The 23789-nt window shown below is 46.2% G+C and carries 18 protein-coding genes, 1 rRNA gene and 1 pseudogene; 3 read left to right on the forward strand and 17 right to left on the reverse strand.

Going from position 1 to position 23789, the window contains the following annotated elements; translation table 11 throughout:
* The 3 genes from H8S64_RS16905 to H8S64_RS16915 all read right to left on the reverse strand — a co-directional run.
* A 16S ribosomal RNA gene (locus H8S64_RS16905) occupies window positions 1-333 on the reverse strand; the annotation flags it as partial.
* Window positions 334-911: 578 nt separating this feature from the next.
* Entirely contained in the window at window positions 912-1694 is a 783-nt protein-coding gene (gene cdaA / locus H8S64_RS16910; protein ID WP_099290384.1) for a diadenylate cyclase CdaA, read from the reverse strand.
* Window positions 1695-1784: 90 nt separating this feature from the next.
* On the reverse strand, window positions 1785-2651 hold the full coding sequence (locus tag H8S64_RS16915) for a DMT family transporter (RefSeq protein WP_186977611.1): 867 nt from the start codon (window positions 2649-2651) through the stop codon (window positions 1785-1787).
* An 87-nt stretch (window positions 2652-2738) separates the two neighbouring features.
* On the opposite strand from H8S64_RS16915, the gene lolA1 reads away from it, so the two are divergent.
* Entirely contained in the window at window positions 2739-3374 is a 636-nt protein-coding gene (gene lolA1, locus H8S64_RS16920; RefSeq protein WP_099290382.1) for an outer membrane lipoprotein periplasmic chaperone LolA1, read from the forward strand.
* Window positions 3375-3529: 155 nt separating this feature from the next.
* Here the strand turns inward: lolA1 and H8S64_RS16925 are convergent, their stop codons facing one another.
* From H8S64_RS16925 to H8S64_RS16985, 13 genes and pseudogenes are all read right to left on the reverse strand, one after another.
* Complete coding sequence (locus tag H8S64_RS16925; RefSeq protein ID WP_186977613.1) at window positions 3530-4846, reverse strand: TlpA family protein disulfide reductase; 1317 nt, start codon at window positions 4844-4846, stop codon at window positions 3530-3532.
* A gap of 88 nt (window positions 4847-4934) precedes the next feature.
* Window positions 4935-6299 carry a TlpA family protein disulfide reductase gene (locus tag H8S64_RS22625; RefSeq protein WP_186977615.1) on the reverse strand — a complete coding sequence of 455 codons (1365 nt, stop codon included), beginning with the start codon at window positions 6297-6299 and terminating at the stop codon, window positions 4935-4937.
* Complete coding sequence (locus tag H8S64_RS16935; protein WP_186977617.1) at window positions 6296-7615, reverse strand: TlpA disulfide reductase family protein; 1320 nt, start codon at window positions 7613-7615, stop codon at window positions 6296-6298. The genes H8S64_RS22625 and H8S64_RS16935 overlap by 4 nt, the downstream gene beginning before the upstream one ends.
* A 121-nt stretch (window positions 7616-7736) precedes the next feature.
* The gene (locus H8S64_RS16940) at window positions 7737-9146 is read right to left on the reverse strand and encodes a hypothetical protein (protein ID WP_186977620.1); all 1410 of its coding nucleotides are present in this window, start codon (window positions 9144-9146) and stop codon (window positions 7737-7739) included.
* Between the two features lie 51 nt (window positions 9147-9197).
* Complete coding sequence (locus tag H8S64_RS16945) at window positions 9198-10100, reverse strand: hypothetical protein (protein WP_186977621.1); 903 nt, start codon at window positions 10098-10100, stop codon at window positions 9198-9200.
* A 17-nt stretch (window positions 10101-10117) separates the two neighbouring features.
* Window positions 10118-11563, reverse strand: a complete 1446-nt coding sequence (locus H8S64_RS16950) for a RagB/SusD family nutrient uptake outer membrane protein (RefSeq protein WP_186977624.1) — start codon at window positions 11561-11563, stop codon at window positions 10118-10120.
* 16 nt (window positions 11564-11579) lie between these two features.
* Window positions 11580-15191 carry a SusC/RagA family TonB-linked outer membrane protein gene (locus H8S64_RS16955; RefSeq protein ID WP_186977626.1) on the reverse strand — a complete coding sequence of 1204 codons (3612 nt, stop codon included), beginning with the start codon at window positions 15189-15191 and terminating at the stop codon, window positions 11580-11582.
* A 187-nt stretch (window positions 15192-15378) separates the two neighbouring features.
* On the reverse strand, window positions 15379-16521 hold the full coding sequence (locus H8S64_RS16960; RefSeq protein ID WP_186977628.1) for a FecR family protein: 1143 nt from the start codon (window positions 16519-16521) through the stop codon (window positions 15379-15381).
* Between the two features lie 327 nt (window positions 16522-16848).
* Window positions 16849-18171 (reverse strand): sigma-54-dependent transcriptional regulator, encoded by a 1323-nt coding sequence (locus tag H8S64_RS16965; protein WP_186977629.1) that lies wholly within the window; start codon window positions 18169-18171, stop codon window positions 16849-16851.
* A pseudogene (locus H8S64_RS16970) lies at window positions 18164-19525 on the reverse strand (sensor histidine kinase); the annotation flags it as partial. The gene H8S64_RS16965 and the pseudogene H8S64_RS16970, both read right to left, overlap by 8 nt.
* A complete protein-coding gene (locus H8S64_RS16975) occupies window positions 19526-20401 on the reverse strand; it encodes a radical SAM mobile pair protein B (RefSeq protein WP_004329298.1) in 876 nt (291 codons plus the stop codon). It abuts the pseudogene before it with no gap.
* On the reverse strand, window positions 20398-21066 hold the full coding sequence (locus H8S64_RS16980; RefSeq protein WP_004329299.1) for a radical SAM mobile pair protein A: 669 nt from the start codon (window positions 21064-21066) through the stop codon (window positions 20398-20400). The genes H8S64_RS16975 and H8S64_RS16980 overlap by 4 nt, the downstream gene beginning before the upstream one ends.
* Entirely contained in the window at window positions 21063-21839 is a 777-nt protein-coding gene (locus tag H8S64_RS16985; protein ID WP_004329300.1) for an MBL fold metallo-hydrolase, read from the reverse strand. Before H8S64_RS16985 ends, H8S64_RS16980 begins: the two co-directional genes overlap by 4 nt.
* 130 nt (window positions 21840-21969) lie before the next feature.
* Between H8S64_RS16985 and H8S64_RS16990 the strand changes: the two genes are divergently transcribed.
* Window positions 21970-22869, forward strand: coding sequence for a helix-turn-helix domain-containing protein (locus H8S64_RS16990; RefSeq protein ID WP_004329302.1), 900 nt, complete (start codon window positions 21970-21972; stop codon window positions 22867-22869).
* Between the two features lie 47 nt (window positions 22870-22916).
* On the opposite strand, the gene H8S64_RS16995 is transcribed toward H8S64_RS16990, so the two are convergent.
* Window positions 22917-23105, reverse strand: a complete 189-nt coding sequence (locus H8S64_RS16995; RefSeq protein ID WP_005775886.1) for a hypothetical protein — start codon at window positions 23103-23105, stop codon at window positions 22917-22919.
* A gap of 47 nt (window positions 23106-23152) precedes the next feature.
* On the opposite strand from H8S64_RS16995, the gene H8S64_RS17000 reads away from it, so the two are divergent.
* Entirely contained in the window at window positions 23153-23788 is a 636-nt protein-coding gene (locus H8S64_RS17000; RefSeq protein ID WP_224201639.1) for a helix-turn-helix domain-containing protein, read from the forward strand.
* The last annotated feature ends 1 nt before the right edge of the window (window position 23789 follow it).

Consider the following 23789-nt stretch of genomic DNA (forward strand, 5'->3'; position numbering starts at 1 on the left):
ACCGTGTCTCAGTTCCAGTGTGGGGGACCTTCCTCTCGGAACCCCTAGACATCGTCGGCTTGGTGGGCCGTTACCCCGCCAACTACCTAATGTCGCGCGTGCCCGTCCCGTACCATTAACTTTTAAAATCAAGACCATGCGGGCTTGAAGTATCATGGGATGTTAGTCCACGTTTCCGCGGGTTATCTCCCGGTACGGGGTTGGTTGCACACGTGTTACTCACCCGTGCGCCGGTCGCCGGCGAAGTATTGCTACTCCCCGCTGCCCCTCGACTTGCATGTGTTAAGCCTGTCGCTAGCGTTCATCCTGAGCCAGGATCAAACTCTTCATTGTAATAGTTAATTTCAGAAATTTTATTCCGGCAAGGGTCATGTGTTTCATGAATCCCGACATCTCGTCGGCTCGATTCACGCTCGCTACGTTGTTCATTTCAATATCTTAAAGAACTCTTCTTCTATCGTTTCCTATCGCCCCTCTATTGAAGCGAAAGCGGGTGCAAAGATAAAACCTTTTTCTCTCCACTTCCAAATCTTTTTCAAAGTTTTTTTCAACTTTTTTTTTCGAAGTGTTCCAACCTCCCTTTTTTCAGCACCTTTTTGTCTGCCCTCTCTCTTGAAAGCGGGTGCAAAGATAAGCGAACGTGTCTCCATTATCCAAATTTTTTCACCATTATTTTTCAACTTTTTCACAAACAACTAGAAGGCAGCACGTTGAAAAGAATATACCCAAGGAACCCCCGGGGGATACTCGATGAGATAAGGGTGTAATAAGGGATCAAAGACGTTTCACCTTCGATACAAAGACGTTTCAAAGACGTTCACGGGCGTCTTTGAAACGACCATGTTAGGAACGTGACAGGTTAATGATCGAGATGATTAACGGAACTACACCGGATATCCCCCGTGAAAAAGTCATTTATTCACGACAAATCCCGTGAAATCATTATGCAGGAAGCTATTTAACTCCTGTGGAGTTATTCGGACTTTAAAATGCCCGTCTTTAACGAATGTAATATTTCCCGTTTCCTCGCTGACCACCACGATATGGGCATCCGTGGCGGCACTCATCCCGATAGCGGCACGATGACGCAGCCCCAAGCTACCTGGGATATTATTATTATCAGACACGGGAAGAATACATCTCGCGGCAAGTATTTTATTATCGGCAATGATTACAGCCCCGTCATGCAACGGGGAGTTTTTAAAGAAGATGTTTTCAAGCAATTCCTCCGTCACGATAGAACGAAGCAATACCCCTGTCTGGGCATAATTAAATAACTCCGAATTTTGGGATAACACGATCAATGCTCCGGTTTTGGTCTTCGCGAAATAGTCACAAGCCCGTACAATAGCCTCCGCCACCTCGTCCTTGATCGAAGGTTTGGAAAAGAGTCTTTCGAAATTAAATATATTCTGCAAATTATACTTACTACCTATCAAAAGCAGGAAACGCCGTACTTCTTGCTGAAACACGATAAGCAAGGCGATCACTCCCATCCCGATGAATTGTCCCAAAATATCGGACATTAATTCCATGTTCAAGGCCTTTACCAGTAACCAAGCCACGTAAAATGTAAAAATTCCGGCAAATATATTTATAGCGACAGTACCTTTCACCAGTTTATACACCTGATAAAATATAAAAGCGACCAGTAATATATCGGCTATGTCAGATAAACTCAGATGAAAAAACATATCTATATTCTTAAAAAGTCAATTTCATCGGCAAATTTAACCAAAATACGAAAGAAACCATCACTCGAGTTCATAAAGTTTCTCCTGTTCTCACTTTTTCATCCGACAGACAACAACAAGGACGGCAGCAATCACGATAAACAAGCCGATATAATTCACGTAAGTTAATTCTTCTTTGAAATAAATCACCCCCACGACTATCGCCGTAATCGGTTCCAAAGTCCCAAGCACTGAACTGGGAACAGAGCCGATCAGCTTCACCGCGGCAACAAGCAGACGGGCAGACACGATCGTGCTGAATATTGCCAACTGTGCCATGTCCAACAAAAAACGAGGGCGTGTCACGAACTCAAGCTTCCCCTGCGGAAGAGCCACCGCCACGTAAAAAATAGCCGTGAATAATAACACGTAGCAAGTCAACACGTCCGGATTAATTGCCTTGAGCACGGGACGGTTCAACGCCGTGATGTAACAACCGTATGTTACCGTGGACATAAGGACGAAAAATAATCCCCACCACTTCACCTCTCCCGGCGCCCACGATAAAAGATAGACTCCGCATATCGCCAACACGATACCCGCTCTCACCTCGAGAGAAAGTCGCTCCTTGTAAAAGATCATCATAAGGATAGCCACTACCACGGGATAAAAGAAATGTATCGCTGTCGCCACTCCCGTGGGCATATAATGATAAGACCACATTAGAAAAAATGCCGTTATCCCGTAACCTCCGACTCCCGCCAGAATAACCTCTTTTATCTCTGCGCGGGACAATCTCATGTTCACACGCCGGAGAAGTAAATAAATAGCATAGATTATACCCGCTATCCCGTAGCGATACACCAATATAGTTTCATTGTTCACCCGGTCGATTATCGCCTGATTGGCGTACAACGGAATTAAGCCGAAAGTAGCCGCAGATAATGCCGCGAATATGATCCCTTTTATCTTATCCATCTCCTGTTTTTCAAAAAGCGGCACGAAGGTAGCATTTTTTTCTATATATTCGCGAGACAATTAATAACACACGAAAATATGAATAGTATGAAGTACATATTAACACTTATGCTCCTTGCCCTCTCCGGCATATACGCATCCGCACAGACAGACGGGAAAGCGAAAACGATTCTCGACAAGACAGTAGAACACATCAAGTCATACCCCGCGGTGGAAGTCGTTTTCGACCTCTCGATGATCAATAAAGAGGAAGATATCAAGGAAACGCATCACGGGAAGGCGTACATGAAGGACAAAATGTACCGGATTGATGTCATGGACGTGATCAATTATTTTGACGGAGAAGTGATCTACACTTATATGCCGGAACAGGAAGAAGTAAACATCAAAAACCCCGATGATAACGAGGAAGAAATGTTGAATCCCTCTATCCTTTTCGACATTCACAACCAGAAATTCAACCAGAAACTCGTCGAAGAGAAAGACGGAACAGCCTATATCGAATTAACCCCGAAAAAGGAACACAAACAGATTACCAAAATAGGCGTATGGATCAACACCAAAACGAATATGGTGGAAAAGGTTACCTCCTTCGGGAAAGACGGCAACGATGTAATCATCACGATAAAGAGCTTGAAAAAGCCGGACATGGAGCTTGACGTGAAATTCTTCCGCTTTGACAAAGACGCTCACCCGGAAGTGGAAGTAATTGATTTACGATAAGGTTTCGCCCGCGGCGAAAGTTGCAGGCTACAAGTTGCATTTGCCTTCGGCAAGTTAAAGGTTTACAATATTCACAAAAGAAAGGGAGAGGCTGTTCGCACGGCTTCTCCCTTTTTCAACACACTATATAATACACGAAAAACTATTCCTCGGATTCAGCGTACATGCCTCAAATAATCAACCGTCTTCGATTCGGAGGGACGGCTCATGTTCGCTTCAAGAATCCTTCCTTCCGGGTCAATCAAGATGAAATGAGGAATCCCTTTCACGCGGAAAGCACTCGTGAACGCTTCATCACCTCCCGTGTGAAGTTGTATCCCACCTAATTTCTCGCCCTTCACGGTTTCTTCCCATTTCGCTTTGTCTTTATCTGTCGAGATACTCACGAAACGAACTTTCGTTCCCTTGAATGCCTCTTCCAGTTTTTGCAAATGAGGGATTTCTTCCCGGCATGGACCACACCAGGTAGCCCAAATATCGATATACACGAGATTGCCTTTCAAATCTGACAATTTAACTTCTTTCCCGTTAATATCCAAGTACTTGAAATCCGGGGCTTTATTTCCTTTCGTGATAGAGGTACCTTCCTCGTATATCTTGGCAAAGGTTTGCTTGATCAGCGGGTCGGTCACCGTTTCCTCGAATATCTTTTTCACGCCGTCGGCTTTGGAGATCCCTTCTCTGTCGATATAATCTATGGCAAATGAACCCACTAAATATTCTTTAATTTTCGGGTCCTTGATATTCTGCAAAACATAATTCAATTCATTCATCACGATCTCTTCATCCGGAGTGTTCACCAGATCAACGCCGCGATTGGAAAGAACTTCTATAACCCCTTGCATGTAATTTGTATAACCACTCAATTGCAGTAACCATTCCTGCTCCTCCATCATGGATTTCATCTTGTTATAAAACTCGTCCGAAGGATTACCCCTCCGGGCATATTGCCACATGATTCCGTTCACGTCATAGCGGATGCGGTATTTCTCTTTCTCGACGAAAGTTTTATCAAATCCCTTGCTTTCCAACGCCTTGTAGTTGTCTTCCATGTATTGATCCAGTTTCGCGAGAAATTCATCCTCGGGCAAACCGAAATCTCCCATCTTGGGAATATCCAACTCGTTCCCGTTAATAAAATTATTCTTCACCCCCCCCTCGCCGTCAAAGGACACCATCAACCCGGACGGGGTCATGTCCCAAGTTACAGACAAGTTTTTCCCCGGTTCAAGGTAAACCGGTACATTTTTCCATTTATACTGGAAAACGGCATATTGCGGTTCGTCAACCGTTAAGATAACACTCCCTTTCCCTTCCGCATTCAACTGTAACACGGTATCCATTTTAGATAAATAAAATCCTGCTCCCTCGTAAGTCTTGTCTTTCACCACCACATCGACCGCAACTTCCTTCTTCGTCTGACAAGCACCAAACACGAATGCAATTAATAACGCGATAAATAATTTTCTCATAATTGAATTTTTAAATGAATACAATATAACTCATTCTACATATAAATATTCTGACTTTTCCTATCTCGAAAAAGTCCAAGTAATAATATCACTTCATCTCCAAAAAACTTTGAAGAGTTTTCTCCGTGTTCGGGTCAGAGGGCATCGTCATATGCGCATCCACGATTCGCCCTTCTTTATCGAGCAGGATAAAACGAGGGATACCGCTTACCACGTAAGCCTTCGCGAACGCCAGATCACCGTTCATGTGTAATTGGATACCCGATACGTTTTCTTCTTTCATGGCTTTGCGCCAAGCTTCCGCGTCATTATCACACGAGATGCTGACAAAAGTGATCGGCTTCCCCTCGAATTTCTTCTCCAATGCTTTCAAATAGGGAATTTCCCGCCGACAAGGACCACACCATGATGCCCAAAGATCAATATACACGAACTTGCCCCGCAACGATTCCAATGATACAAAATCTCCCTTCGCGTCCGCGAAATTAAATTCCGGTGAAGGATCTCCCGGTTTCAATCTACTCCAAGTTGCACATACCTGATCGAAATCCTCCAGTAACTTCTTGTCTTTCACGTATTGTTTGTAATACGTTACCAACTCTTCCTTCTCTCCCGCGCCGTGGTCAGACACGTAGTCAAAAATATAATGATGTATCAAATCACTCAACAATGTCGAATCCTTGTAATTATCAATAATATACTTCACTTCCCGCTCGAGCAGTTTATCCGGCGTCATATCGGATACGCCTTTACCCGCCATAATTTCCACGGCTTTCTGCACGAAACGGCGATAAGCCTTCAACCCGACCAAATTCGTATTTTCTTTAGCCAATTCCCGCATGGTCGCGTAATAAACTTCCGAAGGCTCGAAATTCTCGTCACCCGCCATCCACCGGTGATTCATGCGATACGTGTTCCACGAACCGTACACGTAATAACGTAAACGTTCTTTCTCCGTTTTCACGAAATCTTCCGGTAATGATTTACCCTCTAAGTTCTTGATATTCCTTGCCAACACCTTTTCCGATTCCTTCTTCAATTCCTCTTCATCTCGCAAGAAACTAGAAGATTCCAAAGGGGCTATGGCAGAAGACAAATACTCGTTGATCTCCTTACAATTACCGGAAAAAGTTCTTTTCCAGTTGGTAGCATTCCCGGAAAACTCCATAATAACCGGTTCTCCCCCTGCCAGATAAAGCGGGTAATATTTGCGCCCGTAAGTAATTCCTGAATATTGAGGGGCGATACGCGGAACTTTTATTTCGACAATCCCGTTTGCCGGCACATCGAAAGCCTGCTCCCGCTCGTTAATTGTAACGAGCAACTTCTCTCCTTCTTGGGGCTCGGATATCGTACACTTGAAAACCAAGTCTTTCAACTCCACCTTTTTCGGGGTATCGCCGCATCCCCAAACGGCCGCCGCGAACAACAGGAAAAACAAATATATTCTCATAACGATTCGTTTTGGTTTTTACTATAATCTACTGTTTCCATCGGGCTTGACGGATAGCGCGACCCGGCTTCTTTCAACAACGCATCTATCTTTTCCGCCTTGTGATACGGGGCTTCAAACGGATCCGTTCCGTTATATCTCACGTTCCCCTCCGTGTCAAGAATCACGATATGAGGAATACTTGTCACTCCATAATCCATATTCATCACGTTCTGTTCGGTAAAAGCCACTCGCCACGTGATCTCCATGTCTTTCATTAACGCCTGCATCAACTCTATCTCGTAATCGGGTTTTCCTTCCGTCTTGATTGTCTTGCCGTGTTTCATATCCACGTGATAGCCCATGATAGAAGTCACCCCGATAATTTCCACCGGATATTTCGCATACCTCTTTTCCAATTTCCGCATATTCGGGAATATACTCACGCAGGGAGCACATTTGGTAGCCCAGAAATCCAACACGACCACTTTTCCTTTCAAATCATCGAGGCTCTTTTCTTTTCCCCCGCTGATCCAGATAATATCCAGCCCCGGGGCTTTATTACCCACTAAAGTACCCGTGGCATAAGGACCTTGCAGATACTGAATCGCTTCTTCCACCCGTGCACGCCTTCTCCCCTTGGCATAACGTTCATTATCTAACAGGTTTGTATATTGCTTCAACACTTTTTGCCGAATTTCGTCTTTTTCCCCGGCAGAGAGTCTTTCTGCCGTGAAAGCAGTATTAAACACACCCATCGAAGCGAAAACAGACTCGTCCGACAGTGTCAAATCCAGTAAGGATTTTATATAATCAAGTATCCCCCGTTCCACCCAAGTATCAGCCTTCAATCGGGCAGCACCGTTTATCACATCCGTCATGGCTTCATTATTACTTAACAAGAAATCCGCCATCAAAGGATGTGTCACGACAGCCTTATAAGCTGTTCTTTCCATTTCTTTATCTTCGGTATAATTATCAGCCGAAGGCAGATATCTCCAACGATAAAAAGTATATTCAGCACCTTCCTTGCCCTCCAATTTTGCTTTTTGTTCCAACACTGGAGCCAACCAATCCCTTAAATATCTATTTAAAGGAATCCCTCCCTCTTGGAAGACAAAATGAATCTGTTTCGGTGCAATCTTATTTATATCAAATTCTTTTACACTCTTCTCGACAACCTCCTGAAAGGCTTTGCTTTTACCAGCTTCTTCCTGCCGATCTGCCACGGCAAACGCCGCATTCCTGCATAGATCTTTCAATTGCTCGTTTGTCGGCGCTTTCGGGCCGCAAGCCACGCAAAAGAGAAGAAGAGATAAATAGTATAAATTTTTCATATAGTAAATTATTATATATCACGAAAGCATACCAAAAGTCTATTCAACTCCCTCGGTCAGCAATGCAAAGCGAGGGAGTTGTTAAAGTAAAAAGACTTTTGACTCGCTTCCGTGAAAAAATCTAATCGTTAAAAATGTATTTCATCGTCATTTCCTGTCCGTCTTGAACCCATTCCACGACTTGACGACCATCCATAATCGATGTAACGTCATAATCAATAAGAACAGAACCTCCTTCACTTAACGTATCAAATAAATAGCGATTATAGAAATAATTGAAATCAATTCCGCCAATCGTTCCCGGCACTACAGCAGGCAAACCGGCTATAAACAGAGAATTAGGTTGTAAATCCTTTCCTGTGGCAAATCCGTAAGTCTTACCTGACAAATCAGCATCCTGATAATCAACTCGAACAAGAGTTCCGTTCTTCTCCAGATAGGTCGGGGTGTATTCCATCCCGTCGATCTTATAACTCTTTATATTTCCACTTTCGTAAATTACATCAGTAATATAATCTCTCGTATCATTATTTTCATCAGTATAAACTACTTTTACCAATTCTCCGTCTTCATTATAGCTATAATCATACACAGCATCAACACTCAGTTCATCGAATGACCCCATTCCTGAATCAACTCTACGAATTGTCATTTTCGTGATTTTGTTTCCGTCATATTCAAAATCGGCCGTCGTACCGTTATCCATTGCCGGATAGATCGATATCCGATACAATTTATCCGTACCGGGTAGATCGCCAGGCTTCGTGTCATTAAAGGATATCTCAGAAGCCATCATTCCCTGCCAAGCCGGATTTGGATCATATTGTGCGGCATACAGATCACCCCATGTCTTTGCCGCTATACGTTTCACAGTTATCTCTTTGGCAAATTCTTGCTCCTTTTCGTCAATTACCACAACTTTCACCGTGTTATCATCCATCTCCAAGCCTTCAACAAGCACGTTAAAGTCATATTTTGACTGTTCTGCTTCAAAAGTTAAGTCAAAAGAACTTGACAACTTAGTATCTACATACACTTGAATCTCTTTCAACGGTATCATTCCGCGTACCACAGTTACCTTCAAGTTACAATCCTCAAATTGAGTCGTAATCGTCCCTTCTGCCGCAAACCGCACATCCAGTTCCGAAAACTTCTTCACCGTCAACGTGATTTTCTTGTTCACGATCTGTCCGGCTTGATCCTCTATTTTCAAGGTCAACATCACTACCGTGTTGTCCGTGTACGGGGTAAGGTCGAAATCATAGGTATAAGTATGATTGTTCGGGTTAGAGAAAGAAGTTTGTTCATTGATCGTTTTGTTCGTCGCATTATCAATCAATGACACCTTAGCCAAACCTTCTTCAGAGGTGATCGGCAAGCTAATCCTGTAAACATCTGCCGTATCCCTTTTAATCTCGAGACTCACGTCGTTACCATCAATAACGGGAGGCATCCCGGGATCATCATCCGAACAAGCAACACAACCGGCTACAGCCAAGATTGACAACAAATAATTTTTCCACTTTTTCATAATTCATTCATTTTAAGTTGGTACTTCAATTAAGTTACACGATTCTATTCTTTATAAAAAATCCTCTGCCAGCGGGTTTATCTTGACAATGTCAACCCCCATAGCTTTTAAACTTCTAGCAACATACTGCATTTTAGTCCGCATGACGGATTGCTCCCATACCGTTTCTTTTGTTTCTTCATCCATCTTCACCAGATGTTCCACGAACGTGCTCAAATCCTCCATCTGGAGCGGGTAATAATACTGTTCTTTATCCGTGATCGGGAAGAAACCGCGGCTCATGTAATATTCATCCGGCAGTATCTCGTTCTTTTCCCGCTCGACTCTCGTCCCGTACAATTTAGCCGCGGGGTCAAAAAACAAGTCTTCCACGAAGATATTCCGTTGCACGTTCACGATATACCCGCCTAAAAACATATAATGTATCTGCCGCACGAACTCGTCCCGCCTTTCCGCGGACATGGCTGCCAGTGTAACTCGGCCGAGTCTGGCTACCGTGAAACTGTTCATGTTCACCACGGCGTCGTGCAAACCGGTTTTTCCCCCGTCCGGATTTGAAATTCCCAAAACGCCGCCGTATACCTTACTACAAATTAAAAACTTGCGAGGTAACATATTCAACTTCACCGTATCCCGGTAGCAATTAAAAAAATGTTCCTCCAGAAAAGCCACGGCACCCGGTACATCTTCTTTTTCCAGATAAGTCAATTTCGCTTCCCGCCAAGAACTCGCTTGCTCGAACTGGTAGGCAAAGTCCCGCAACTGGTCGAACTGGTACAATATATACGTTCCGTATTTTTCCTTGAAAGCCATTATATCGGTGTTCGACTTATCGATTAACGCTTCCAACCGATCCTCGTCCTTCAACGAAGGCGTAACATCCTCGTCATCGCTACATGACCAGAACGTACACAATATCCCGATCAATAAACACAAGCTATATCTTTTCATCATCTTTTTCAATTATCCGTTTAATAGTCCTCTTTTATCGGCAGTTTCTCCATGCGCCCGTTCTGCTCCATCGCCCCGTTACGATCCATCTCCGCTTGGGGAATCGGGTACACGTAATTGGGATCGTTGGGTGTCAGCATATAAATTTCCGTACCCGTGATTCCCCCGGTACTATTCACCAGCGTGAACTTGTGGTCAATCTGTTTGGCAAACAACTTCGTCCGTTTCAAGTCATACCAGCGATGTCCCTCGTAACACAGTTCCCGGCGGCGTTCGTTAAAGATAAACCGTTTCAGCTCCAGCCCCTTGGAAGGTATCGAGATCTCGCTCATGTCCTTCACCCGGTTCTCGACCAACTTCTTCACGTCCTCGTAAGCCTCGGCATCCATATCCTTCGCGGCATACGCCTCTGCACGGTTCAAGTACGCCTCGGACACTCGGAAATTAAAACCTCCCAAATCCGTGAATCCCCCCAGCCATTTCGCAGGAATCCCCATCCCCATGACCGTCTTGACGTATTGGTCGGCACGCAAATCGCCCTGCAAGAATGTAGCCATCATATCGGAAGACACGCCGTAAGTAACATTCGTGGAACCGTAAATATGCGGCGTTGCCAAATCGCCCGACCCGACTAGAGAACTCGGATCTCCGTAAACATGTAATATCTCGGGATTCGTCGTGTTCACGAAAGTACCTTGGTGTTCTTTTAGATTCCACAACATTCCACCCGTCGTGTTGATAACCTGTGTGGTATAGTCTATACAATTGTCCCAATCGCATTTATAGAGGTACACCCTTGACAATAACAACTTCGCGGTCATGGCGTTCGGGTGCCACAAGGACTTCTTCAACCCGCTTTTCTCGAACTCCTGTATAGCAGTTTTCAAATCCGATTCGATCAGATTATAAATCTCGGCAACAGAGGCACGCGTGTATGTTTCCTCGACTCCCGTGCCCAAGCGTTTCGGCACTCCAAGTTCAGATGCGGCAGTGGCAGCATCGTAATGCTTGGCATACAAGTTCACCAGCTCGAAATAAGAACGAGCCCGAACGAAATACGCCTCACCCCGAACGAAAGCTTTCTCGTTATCTTCCCCTATCGCCTTACCAATATTCTCCATCACATAATTAGTGAACAGCACCAGACGATACAATATTTCCCAAGATTGATTTACGGTCGATTTATCCCCGTTCCCATCCATCTCGACATCCCTCTGCCAGGTGTACAGGCTCTTGTACAAATTCTTTTCGTTCGTCGAGGTCTTCCGGTTCTCCTCGATATCGTCAGTCATGAACTCCGTCGTGTAATTCGTCATGTTCTGGATAAAAGCCTCCCGGTGCAAGGTCTGCAAGAAATGCTCTACGGTACGCGGGATAACCTGATCTTTATCTTCTTCCTTCAGGAAATCACTACAAGCGGAAGCCAAAAGAATACCCATCAATAAATATATATATACCCTTTTCATAAACTCTTTTTATCGGTTAGAAATTCACGTTCACACTTAGATTATACGTCGGTAAAGTCGGCATACCGATAGATTGCACTTGATCCGGGTCTTGTCCTTTCAGTTTCTTGTCGAACACGATCACCCCGATATTCTGTACTTGAAAATCCACGCGCAAACCATTGATACCCGCTTTTTTCATCCAATCACCCTTCAAACTGTACCCCAAGGAAATCGCCCGTACGCGGATATGGTCGCCTTTAGCTACCCGTAAATCCGAGTAATCATACATGTACCACCCTGCGTTCGTTTGCGGTCCCGCAGCACTCCGGAACGGAACATCTACCATCGTGTACATATAAGCCTCCGCCTCGCTCGGGTAAGTATCCGCTCCCGGGATACTCAAGGTCGCATTCGAGAGAGCCGGAATATTCGTGGTCGCTTCATCGCCGGAAGTTCTCCAACGCTTCGCCATCACTTTATTCATGTTATCCTCCGGGTAAGGCAGGATATTACCGTTGTCCTTGTAAAGCCTCAACATACGCACCTTGTAACCGAATTTATAAGAGAATTCAGCCCGCAAGGAAAGACGCTTATACATAAATTCCGTGGAGAAACTACCGAAAGCCGTCGGCGTACGCGTACCGGAATAAGTGAATATATGGCTCAAGAACTCTTCTTTCGTCATGTTAGACGAATTACCCGTCAAGTTCTTGAAACGCGGTAACCCATACTCGTCCAGACCGTCGAACTGGTACGAATAAAACCCGTCCACCGACACCCCTTTCTTCACCACCGAACCACTCACGTAATTACTATACGTGTTGACACTTCCCTCGATCACTTCCGCTCCCCGCATCACGGTATTCTTCGTGTGGGAGAAGGACAAAGTAGTCCGCCATTTAAAATTCTCCGTGTCAATATTTCTCGTGGAAATATTGAAATCAATTCCCTTGTTCGTCGCCGAGCCGTCATTGATCTTCAAGGAAGTCATCCCGTTCACGAGGGAAACCGGACGCTCCGTGATCAAGTCTACCGATTTGCTATAATAATATTCCAAAGCACCACTAATACGTCCGCGCAGGAACGACCAATCCAAGCCGATATTTACCGTCGACGTCTTCTCCCACTTCAAGTTGGCGTTCGGGAAAGATCGTACCAGTGCACCCAACTCTCCCGAAGCCGTTTGTTTCCTCGGAGTATGGATAACCAAGTAAGGACTTTCGTTCGGCACGTTACCGCGATAACCGTATGACCCGCGAAGAGCCAGCGTCTCGATCCACGAACAATTCATGAAAGATTCGTCATTGATGTTCCAACGACCGGAAACTGACCACACAGGATTGAACTTCTCGTTCTTGTATTGCCCGAAACGGTTGGAACCGTCGTTACGGATATTGAAGTTCAAGGAATACAAATTCTTAAACGTGTAAGTCATCGTCGCGTAAAAGGACAAGGCATTTTCCCTACGGTCGGTGATCGTAGGGAACACGCCGCCACTCTGCAAGAACCAGTATTTCAGAGCTTGCGTGTACTCGTAGTCCACCCCGTTCTGCACCACGGGAAAATGACTGAACGTTTTTCCCTGTTCGTTCATATATCCCGGGAACTGCCCGCTTGCCGTTCCCTTGTAGATCGTGGACTTCGCTTCCTGTCCGAAATCCACGTTAAAATGATGTATCTCCTTTATCGTGAAATTATAATTCAACTGGTTACGCACCGTCCAATCGTACTGGTTCATCGAACTATTGGAATACACGCCGCCATCCATGATATTCTTCGGTGGCACGTCACCCGCGGGTCTCTCGCCGTAATCCCACCCGCGCAAATCAGCCACGTAAAAACTCTTCTCTCCCATCCATTCCTCCGTGAGGTTTGTCGTCGTCGTCAATCCCACCGTTCCCATGTAGCGCAGATTAGGCAGAATCTCCCAATTCAAGGAAGCCGTCAGGTTCAAACTCTTGTTCACGATATTGTTACCGCCATTAGCGAACTCGTTCAGTATATTATACCCGGCGTACACATTCGTGTTTGCCGTACGATTCACGTTCACATTCCTGTCCACGTAATACAGAGACCCGTCAGCATTTCGCACCGGGATCGTCCGGTTCGTGTAGTATGCCTCGTCGAAAGCGGAATAATCACCGGGATTGTAATCCGCATCCTGCAACGAACCGCTCAAACGTATATCCAACAGAATATTATCCCGCAGACGAGTCGATAAATTCATGCGGGCGGTTAACCGCTGCAAGTCAGTCCCCCGTTCGGTACCTTTATTACTGGAATAGCCAAAAGAGAAATAATACCGGGTATTCTCGTTACCGCCGGAAAGACTGATATCATGCGACTGGCTGAAAGAGTTACGGAACAATGCCCCGAACCAATCCGTGTTGCGTCCTTCCATCTCGGAAACCCCTTGTTGGAACTCGGCGAAAGATATTTTCTTGTCCCAGTAGTCCATCATCAACCCCTCGTATCCCATGCGCTGGGGCGTGTACTCGAAATACAATCCCCTGTCCATGATCTCGCGGGAAACCTCCACGCGTTCCTTCGAGTTCATCAACTCGAAATCGTCATAGGTCGGGCGTCGCATGAAGCCTGCGTTAAAATTATAGCTCAAAGAAGTCTTACCGACCTTTCCCGTCTTCGTCGTCACCACGATCACGCCGTTCGCCGCACGGGTACCGTAAATAGCCGTGGCAGAAGCATCTTTCAACACGTCGATACGCTCGATATCCTGCGGGTTCAAACCCGTGATAGCGTTACCGATCAGATTAATATTATCCCAGCTATTAATCTCGTCGGCGGAGAGGGGCACCGGATTCTCGTAAATAATCCCGTCGATTACCCACAACGGCTCGCGTGTTCCCGTGAACGTGCTGCTTCCCCGCAAACGCATCTTGGTGGCGGCTCCCGGGGTGGTACTCAACGTCATCGCGAGTAACCCGGGAACCTTTCCTTCCAACATCTGGTCTACTGTCAACGCACCCCTGAAATCCAGATCTTTGTCCGTCAGGGAAGAAATCGAACTTGTCAACTTCCGTTTGTCGATTGTCTGGTAGCCGGTCACCACAACTTCGTCCATGCTAACACAATCGTCGTCCAGCACGACATCCAGTCTTTTCTGTCCGTTCCAAACCACTTCCTTGGTTCTCATCCCGATAAAGGAGAACAACAAGGATTGTTTCTTAGGATCCAACGCTATCGTGTACTCCCCGTTCACGTTCGTTGCCACGCCGATAGCCGTTCCCTTGATCAACACGGTAACACCCGGCAACAGTTCGCCTTTGCAATCCTTCACCACACCTTTCACCTCTACTTTCCGAACCACGGAATCCCGCGCGGTCGTCTTCACCGGGGCGGGTTTTATCACCACCATATCGTCGATAATCTCGTACGTGTAAGGCAATCCCAGTAACACTCTATCCAAGGCTTTCGCCAAGGTGGAATTGTTGATATCCACGCTTACCCGGACCGCTTTGTCCAATTCCTCCTCGTTGAACACGAACAGGTAACCTGTTTGCTGCTTCAACGATTTAAATACCTCTCTCAACAATACATTCTCGCATTTCAGACTCACGTTCTGGGAAGCCACTTCTCCAAAAGCACTAATAGACAGGAGAATTGTCAAAACAATTGTTAGTTTCATAATCAAAAAAGAGTTACCATCTCGAGTTTGTCGCAGGAGACAGCGAATAATTCGCCTTTTTTCCATAATTTTGCAAATCAATTTTACGTTATTCCAACTTGACTTTTATCAGTTAAGAGGAACGAGTTACACGTGAGCGGGGGATGCTGGTACCATTCTCCGCTTTTTATCACCCGTCCTCACTTTATTACTTCGATTGTACCTGTATCACGTTATCCTTTATCCTGAACATCACGTTCGTCGTCTTTTCCAGTATATCGAGGGATTGGTACAGGGGGATATATTTCTTTATTCCCCCCGTGAAACGCCGATCCCCGGTCCCCACGTCATCGAACTCGAAAATAACACCATACCAGCGGGATAATTGTTTCCCGATCTCCCGCAAGGACATATTTTCGAACTCGAACACACCTTTCAACCACGATGAATAAAGCGCAGCATCCACCTTACGCACCTCTATATTATTCACGCTCTTGTTGTATACCGCCTGTTCTCCCGGCTGAAGACAGACTTTACACGTTCCGTCGGCAACCTCCACCTTCCCTTTCGCCAGTGTCGTAACGACTCTCTCTTCCGGGTAAGCGCATAAATTAAATTCCGTACCCAATACCTTCACCCGGGCTCCACCCGTGTGCACGATAAAGGGATGCTCCGCGTCTTTACTCACGACAAAATAGGCTTCGCCCTCCACGTACACCTCTCGTGTTTCCCCCGAGAAATAGGTCGGAAAACGGAACTTCGTGTCGGAATTCAACCACACCCGCGTACCGTCAGCCAAGGTTAGATCAAATTCCCCGCCAACCGGTACTTCCACGGTATGCAACACGCTTTTGGCAACTTTCTCGTTTACATGATAAACGAGTGCGCTCGCGGTATCCTTGGTAATCTCCGTACCGTCCTTCTCCACCAATCCCAACGCCTCTTCGTTTTTCAGGTTTACACTCTTCCCGTCAGCCATGTGCAGTATCACGGAAGCATTCCCGGGAATAACTTCCGCGACCGGAATCACCATCGTTCTTTGTTTTACAGGCAGGAATAACCACGTCCCGATCATAACGGCAAGCAATACCGAAGCCGCCGCCATAACCCGAATCATTCTTACCCGGTCACGTCGTTTCAATTTACGTTCCAACACTTTCCATGAACGTTCCCGATCCATCCTATCCATAAAACCGATCCCGTGTGCTTCCCTGTACACCCGAAGGCTGTCCTCGAAAATAGCCTTATTTTCCGACGTCTGCCCAATCCACGCCTCCAGCCTCTTGAAATCTTCCCGGCTGATAGAACCTTCCGTGTAGTCAGCTATCCATTGATGTATGTTTTCCTGCATATCTATCCTTCGTTTCTTACATACTGCACTTTTAACGAATATGGGTGAAAGGAAAACAAAGTTTTTTCGTAATTCTGGAAGATTTTTATAACCACTTTATTAGCAAGCAGTTCTGAGGATAAGGTAAAAATGAGGTAATGATTTGGCAACCCTGTCTATTTCTACGTTCTGCTGTGAGTTGCTGTCAATGTCTCTCGTCTTGGTACAAAAGTAGCAATAAAAATCGGATACACATCAAAATGTCCCATGATTTTTATCACAGGACGTTTTTTATCTTCGCTGAATAATCCGGTTTAACCGTTACTTCTATTTTCGGCAAGTTGCGGGCTATGATTGCTGAAATTTATACTTTAATCCATACTCTTCCAACTTGCTATACAGCGTTGTACGTCCGATTCCGAGCAATTCGGCGGCAACCTTGCGGTTTCCGTTTGCCTGCTTCAACGCGCGTAAGATGCGTTCCTTGTCCTCCGCATCGTTTCGCAAGGCGAAGCTGACAGGTGAGGTCGGTTTCGTTACGGCAAGTTCCAGATGCTCTTTCATGACAACTCCCGTCTGTGCCTGCAACACCGCGCCCATTATCTTCTGCCGAAGCTCACGGACATTACCCGGCCACGGATGGGTCAGCAATGTCTTACGGGCTTCCGCATCGAACCCAGTCACGCTACATTCCAATTCATTGTTGGCAATCTCACGGAAGAACTCCGCCAACGGCATGATGTCCTCCTGACAGTCACGCAAGGGCGGAACAGTTATCTCGAAGTCGTGCAAACGGTACAGCAAATCCTGTCGGAAACGTTTTTCAATGACCGCTTTCTCCAGATCCTCGTTGGTGGCGGCGATGATGCGGACATTGAAGCTCTTGTCCGTCTTGTCACCTATAGGGCGGTATCTCCGTTCCTGTATGGCACGGAGTAACATCTGCTGGGTTTCCAATGCGAGATTGCCTACCTCATCCAAGAACAATGTGCCACCCTCTGCCTCATTGATGTATCCTTTCTTTGTGCTGTCCGCACCCGTAAACGCGCCTTTGACATGTCCGAAGAATGCCGAGGGCGCAAGGTCTTTGGAGAGTGAACCGCAGTCCACAGGCACAAACGGTTTCCCTGCCCTTTTGCTCTTATCATGCAGATGGTGGGCGATATGCTCCTTGCCCGTGCCGTTCTCTCCGAATATCAGCACGCTCATATCAGTAGGGGCAACTAATCTTATCTGTTGCATGATTTTCTGAAAGGCGGAACTGTCACGGGCAAAAACGGGCATACGATTTCGTCCGATACTCCGTTCTTTCAGGATGGTATGAAGCAGAGGCATAAGTTTATCCTCCACAAGCTGCTTGGGGATATAGTCCAGCGAGCCGAGTTTCATACTTTCGACTGCCGTATGCACTTCGGCATAGTTGGTCATGATGATTAACGGTTGTGTCATGCCTTCCTTGCGCATCCATCGTAATAGGTCGATGCCGTCACCGTCGGGTAGTCGTAGGTCAGAAACCACGATGTCCCCGTCTGAGGCTTGTTGCAGAAGTTTCTTCGCGGTCGAGAGGTGGTAAGCCTGCACGGTACGGAATCCTTCCCGTGCCAGCAGGTTGCAGACAAACTCGCAATACACGATATTGTCCTCCACCACGATGATTCTTGTTTTATCCATTTTCGTATTTTTCCTTTCTTCTTTTGCCTGCCGGATAATTTCAGCACCTTTATCCAGCACAGCCGGTCACCGCTTTGCATATCGCTTCGTCATCTGGAGTGGCACTTCCATGAAGTTGGGCGTAAAGTTCCCTCAATGGCTGGTCGGCACGGAGAATCTGCCATGAACTTCGCAGATGGTGTGTAAGTGTGTCCAGTTCTTGGAGGTCTTTACGCTGTTCTGCATCCTTGACCGCCTGCATTTCCTTTTCGGTTTCCGCTATCAGTTTGTCCAGCATGACGGATTCATTGCCATAAGATAGCAGAGTGGAAAAATCCGGCTTTTCATCCAATATGCTGCTTAATGCGCATTTATCCGTAATCTCCATCAGTTCGGATATGGAGAACGGCTTGAACAGGCATCCGGCAAATCCACGCCCTATAAGTTCCTCCTTGCTGCAACTGCCCGAAGCGGTTGTCACGACTATGGGAATACTCTTCGAGTTGCCTACATTGGATGAGCGCAACAGTTCCAGCAGTTCAAAACCGCTTATCTCAGGCATATTCAGATCCGTCAGAAGCAGGCTGTATTCCTTTTTTCGTATCAGCTCCATCAGTACCGAAACATTGGTACAGGTATCGCAGTGCATCCCTTCATGGGCATACATTTCTTTCAACATAAGGAGAAGTACCTCGTCATTGTCGATGGCAATCACATCATGGCAGATATGATTATGGCGCATTTGCGCTTGAATTGTCTGTTCCGGCAGTTCCTCGGCTGTCTGCATGGGAATTTCCACCGTGAAGCGGCTCCCTTTGCCTTTCTCGCTTTCCAAGTGTATAGTTCCACCGAGCATCGCCACAATACGCTGCACGATGGACAATCCTAATCCGAAGCCGTCTTTTGCGGCGGCATTTGAAAGACGTTCAAATGCACCGAATACTCGTTGTTGCTCATCTTCGGTCATGCCCGTACCGGTATCTTCAACGATAAGTTTCAGCAAACCGTTATCATAATCCGCTGCCAATGATACACTACCGTTATCCGTGAACTTGATGGCGTTTGACAACAAGTTGTTGCCGATTTGCAGGATACGTTCCTTGTCGGTCAAAACCACCGCATCGGTGTGGCTCTCCACTATCAAAGTCAGCCCCTTGTTCATGGCAATGGGCATGAACTCCGTTTCAAGAATATGCGTGATTGCGGAAATCCTGCAAGGGGAAAGGTTGGGTTGCTCCTTGCCGTTGTCCAGACGGAAGAAATCCAGCAGCGTGTTGAGCATCTCCCGCATACGCTCGGAAGATTGCCGGATATTATCCACATACATGGTGCTTTTATCCGCGCTACAACTTTTCTGCATCAGTCCGGCATAGCCTCATTTTGTCAATCGTATTTTTTCGTGGTAGAAGTAGTTTACGATGACAGGTTTGCCTTTTTCCGAGCGTCCGTATGGCAGATCGTTTATACGATACGGGAAGCCCTGCTCCTTGGCGTAATTTGAAATGTCCTGCTCCAATGCCTGCCAGTATTCAAGCCTTTTTTTATTGTAAATTTCCTCGTAAAGCGGTATGAGGTCAGGATACTTCTCACGGATATACGTCATTATCCCGCCTTTGAACTGCCCGCGTAAATTCAGGTTTTCAAGCCAGATTAAATCAGCATAATCTTTTACCTCCTCTATTATTGCCTTCACGTCTGTTATTCTGGGGAATATGGGCGAGACGAAGCATACGGTGCGGATACCTGCCTCGTATGTCTGACGCATCGCTTTCAGACGGCGTTCAATGCTTACGGCGTTGTCCATATCTGCGCAGAACTGCTCGTCGAGCGTATTGACAGACCATGACACAGTCACTTTGGGAAAACTCTTCAACAGGTCGAGATCGCGAAGGACAAGATCGGACTTTGTGCATATCATAATCTCGGCATCGCTTCCTCGCAGCTCTTCGAGCAGCCTTCGGGTACGGTGGAATTCTTCTTCATACGGATTGTAACCGTCCGTCACAGACCCTATTACAACACGTTCACCGTCGTATTTATGAGGATTCGTTATCGGCTTCCAGTTTTTTACATCTAAAAACGTACCCCACGGCTCGGTGTGCCCGGTGAACCGTTTCATGAACGATGCGTAGCAATACCTGCAGGCGTGGGGACACCCTACATAAGGGTTGACCGAATATCCTCCCACCGGCAGAGAGGATTTGGTCATTACACTCTTTACATCTATTTCCTTTATTGTATCCATATTCATTGTATTCGTCTGGTAAATTGTTCCGGCAATTCCTGAATCATTCTTTCGTCGCCCATAATCGGCAGCAAATCCTCTTTCATGAACACCGGTATGCCATGAGCCTTTGCCTGTTCTGCAATGCTAAGCACCCATTCGGGGCGCGAATATGACTTTCCTTTTCGGTTTCCGGTCTCTGTGCCTATGACAATCCAGTCAATTCCCTCGAAATCAATCTCGCCGATATCATCGAAGAGAGGTTCAAACGTGACATGGTAGTGTCGTGCTTTGATATTCTTTTTCAAATCATCAATCCTCCTTTTCTCGGAACTGCGCGTGACGGTCACGCCCATCCATACGTTCTCGTCGTCAGAGGAGAAACTGATTTTGTCAGGGCGCTTCGTCAGAAAGATATAGGCGTGCTGGGGATTGCTGCTGATCCGCTCGAAAATTTCTGCGTTCCATTCAGGCTTCCAATCGGAGAAATCGCTCATTCCTGTCATGAGCCACACATGAGGACGGGACGTATCGATGATGCGCAGTTTTCGTTCCATGTATTCAGGCACGGAAAAGTCGTCGGTAATGTGGAAACGGCGGCAGTTGTTACGGGCATAGCAGTAAGGGCATCCTATAGTGCACCCTACCACTATGTTCATGTTTTTTATCAGGGATTTAATGCAGACACTCATAACACAACTGTTTCTCCGTCCTCCGGGATAATCAGCCGGCTCATGTCGGCTTCGTGATGCGTTGCCTCATTGCGCAGAATTGCACGGGTGGTCTGGCAATGGTCGATGGCATCCATGTGTACGGCTATCAGCTTGATATGCGAAGGCAATTCGTCAAGTATCTGCATCACTTCGTTCTCGTCGGGGATGATAGGACCGTCCGTTTTGGAAAATTCGGGAAAGATTGCACCTCCGGAGTTTACCACGATATAGTCAGGATTGAACCGTTCCACGGTGTCTCGGATACATGCTTCCCATCGGCAGTCACCCATTATATAAACGGTCGGGAAGCCCTCGGCTTTTAGCACATAACCTGATACAGGTCCCATCATCTGCCCGATCTGCCCGAAACCATGATGTCCGGTCGTGCGGTAAATGGATATGCCGTCTATTGTTTTTATTTCTTCGATGGGTATCACATTTGTAAATCCGTCGTTTCTGATGGCGTCCGCGTCCTGGGGCTGAACGTAGAAAGGAATTTCTTTGGGCAAATGTGTGGGGACACTCGGCTCGTAATGGTCGATGTGATTGTGGGTCAGGAGCACCATGTCCACGCCTCCGATAATATCCTGAATAGGAATGGTGAGGTGTACCCTCGGTGTTTTATTCACACCGAGGGCCGATATCAAAGTGCCTTTGTCGGCTAAAACGGGGTCAATTAGCATGGTGTGTCCCGCATACCTGATTTTCAAGGTGGCATTGCGCACCAATTGTACTGTGGATGTCTTTTTCATGACTATATGTCTTGTTATTGATTACGGGTGCAAAGTTCGGAAGAATCCGGCGAAACATCTATGCCTGAAAAAACGGTAATTATGCCATTTTGATAAATGAAATTATTATCTTTGCAAAAACGACAAGGATATGGACGAGATAATCAACCCTGATCGACTGGTCAGCGTACCGTTCAACAAGACACGCTGCGGCGTGGATTTTTACATCAATACTGCCATAAACAAGGACATCGGACTTGTGCTGACAGAAAACAAGCGGTTTAAGACAGACTTCTTCAGCTTCTACTTTTTCCGTAAGGCAAACGGATATTTGCTACTGAACTTCCGCAAGATTGAACTGCGCGACGGCATGGTTCTCCTGCTTTCACCCCATCAGCAACAAGAGTGGCATGTAGATGAGACGGCGTTGGATTACACGTTCCTTATATTCCGCGAAGATTTCATGCGTACTTTTATCGCCGACAAGTTCTTCGTTTTTCGCCTTTTGTATTGTTACCAGACAGATACGCCGCCTTACATCAATGCCACACATGACGAAATGAAGGAATATATGCGGCTGCTCGGAAAGATTAAGTATGAGCTGATGAATCCAGTGTCCGATACGTACAATATCATTGTTTCCTTACTATATTATCTTTTGCTGATTATCAATCGTACATACGCTGCCGCCTATTGCTTGCCCGCTGAAATTGCTAAAAACAATTTCGCTTTTCGGTTCAAGGACTTGTTGGAACAGAATATCCGCACCCACCAGCGGGTGCAGGAATATGCAGACATGCTTCATGTCAGTCGCATCACACTCAATAACTCAGTAAAAGCCCAATTCGGAGTATCAGCTACCCATTTGATAAAACAACGTCTGCTTGAGGAACTGAAGAACGAATTGCTATTCTCCAACCGCACTGTCAGTGAAATGGCGGATGATTTCAATTTCTCTGATCCGAGCCATCTCATGCGCTTCTTCAAACAGCAAACAGGCAAAACATTTACTCAGTACATGACGGATTACAATAAAGGCATATACGAATAACTTCTTAATATAGTCGATAGCGGCTATCGAAATATGGTTGTTGATGTTCAGGCGTTTTTGTACTGCATGAACCATTTTACGATTTCTGGATCTTCGTGCGAGCCGAGTAAGAAAGGCTTGTCGGTATCCAGCGTCTTTATCCGTGCCATGTCGTCGGCCGACAGGGTGAAGTCTAATATGTCGAGATTCTGCTTCATGCGTTCCGGTTTCACAGACTTAGGAATAATTATGCACACTGATATTTATCGCGCCCGGACAGGTGTTCGGTGCGGAAGATGACGGCATGCAGTTCCAACCAGATGGCTACCTGCTTATGTTCCATCCCGACCTGCTGCGGAATACACCTCTCGGGCGGATAATGCGTGAATATTCGTTCTTTTCCTACGAGACAAACGAGGCATTGCACCTTAGTGTGGAAGAACGGCAAATCATCATGGATTGCTTCCACAAGATTCAATATGAATTGAACCATCCGATACACCGTCACAGCAAGAACCTCATCACAGACAGCATCAAGACGTTCCTTGATTACTGCACACGTTTCTATGACCGCCAGTTCATCACACGCGACAACCAAAACCGAGACATCCTCGCAAGATTTGAGCGGTTGCTTGACGAATACTTCCATGATGGGGCTGCTAAACGGATAGGCTTGCCCACTGTACAGTATTGTGCAGACAAGCTCTGCCTCTCGCCCAACTATTTCAGTGATTTATTGAAAAAAGAAACAGGTTCAACCGCCCTGCATTTCATTCATGACAAGTCTATTGAAATAGCCAAGACGGAACTTGCATCTACAGACGACACCGTTAATGAAATCGCCTATAATCTCGGTTTTCAGTACCCGCAACATTTTACCCGACTGTTCAAGAAAGAGGTAGGTTACACTCCGAATGAATATAGAGCGCAAGTGTCGTGAG

The sequence above is a fragment of the Butyricimonas hominis genome (assembly GCF_014287455.1).
Classification (GTDB): domain Bacteria; phylum Bacteroidota; class Bacteroidia; order Bacteroidales; family Marinifilaceae; genus Butyricimonas; species Butyricimonas muris.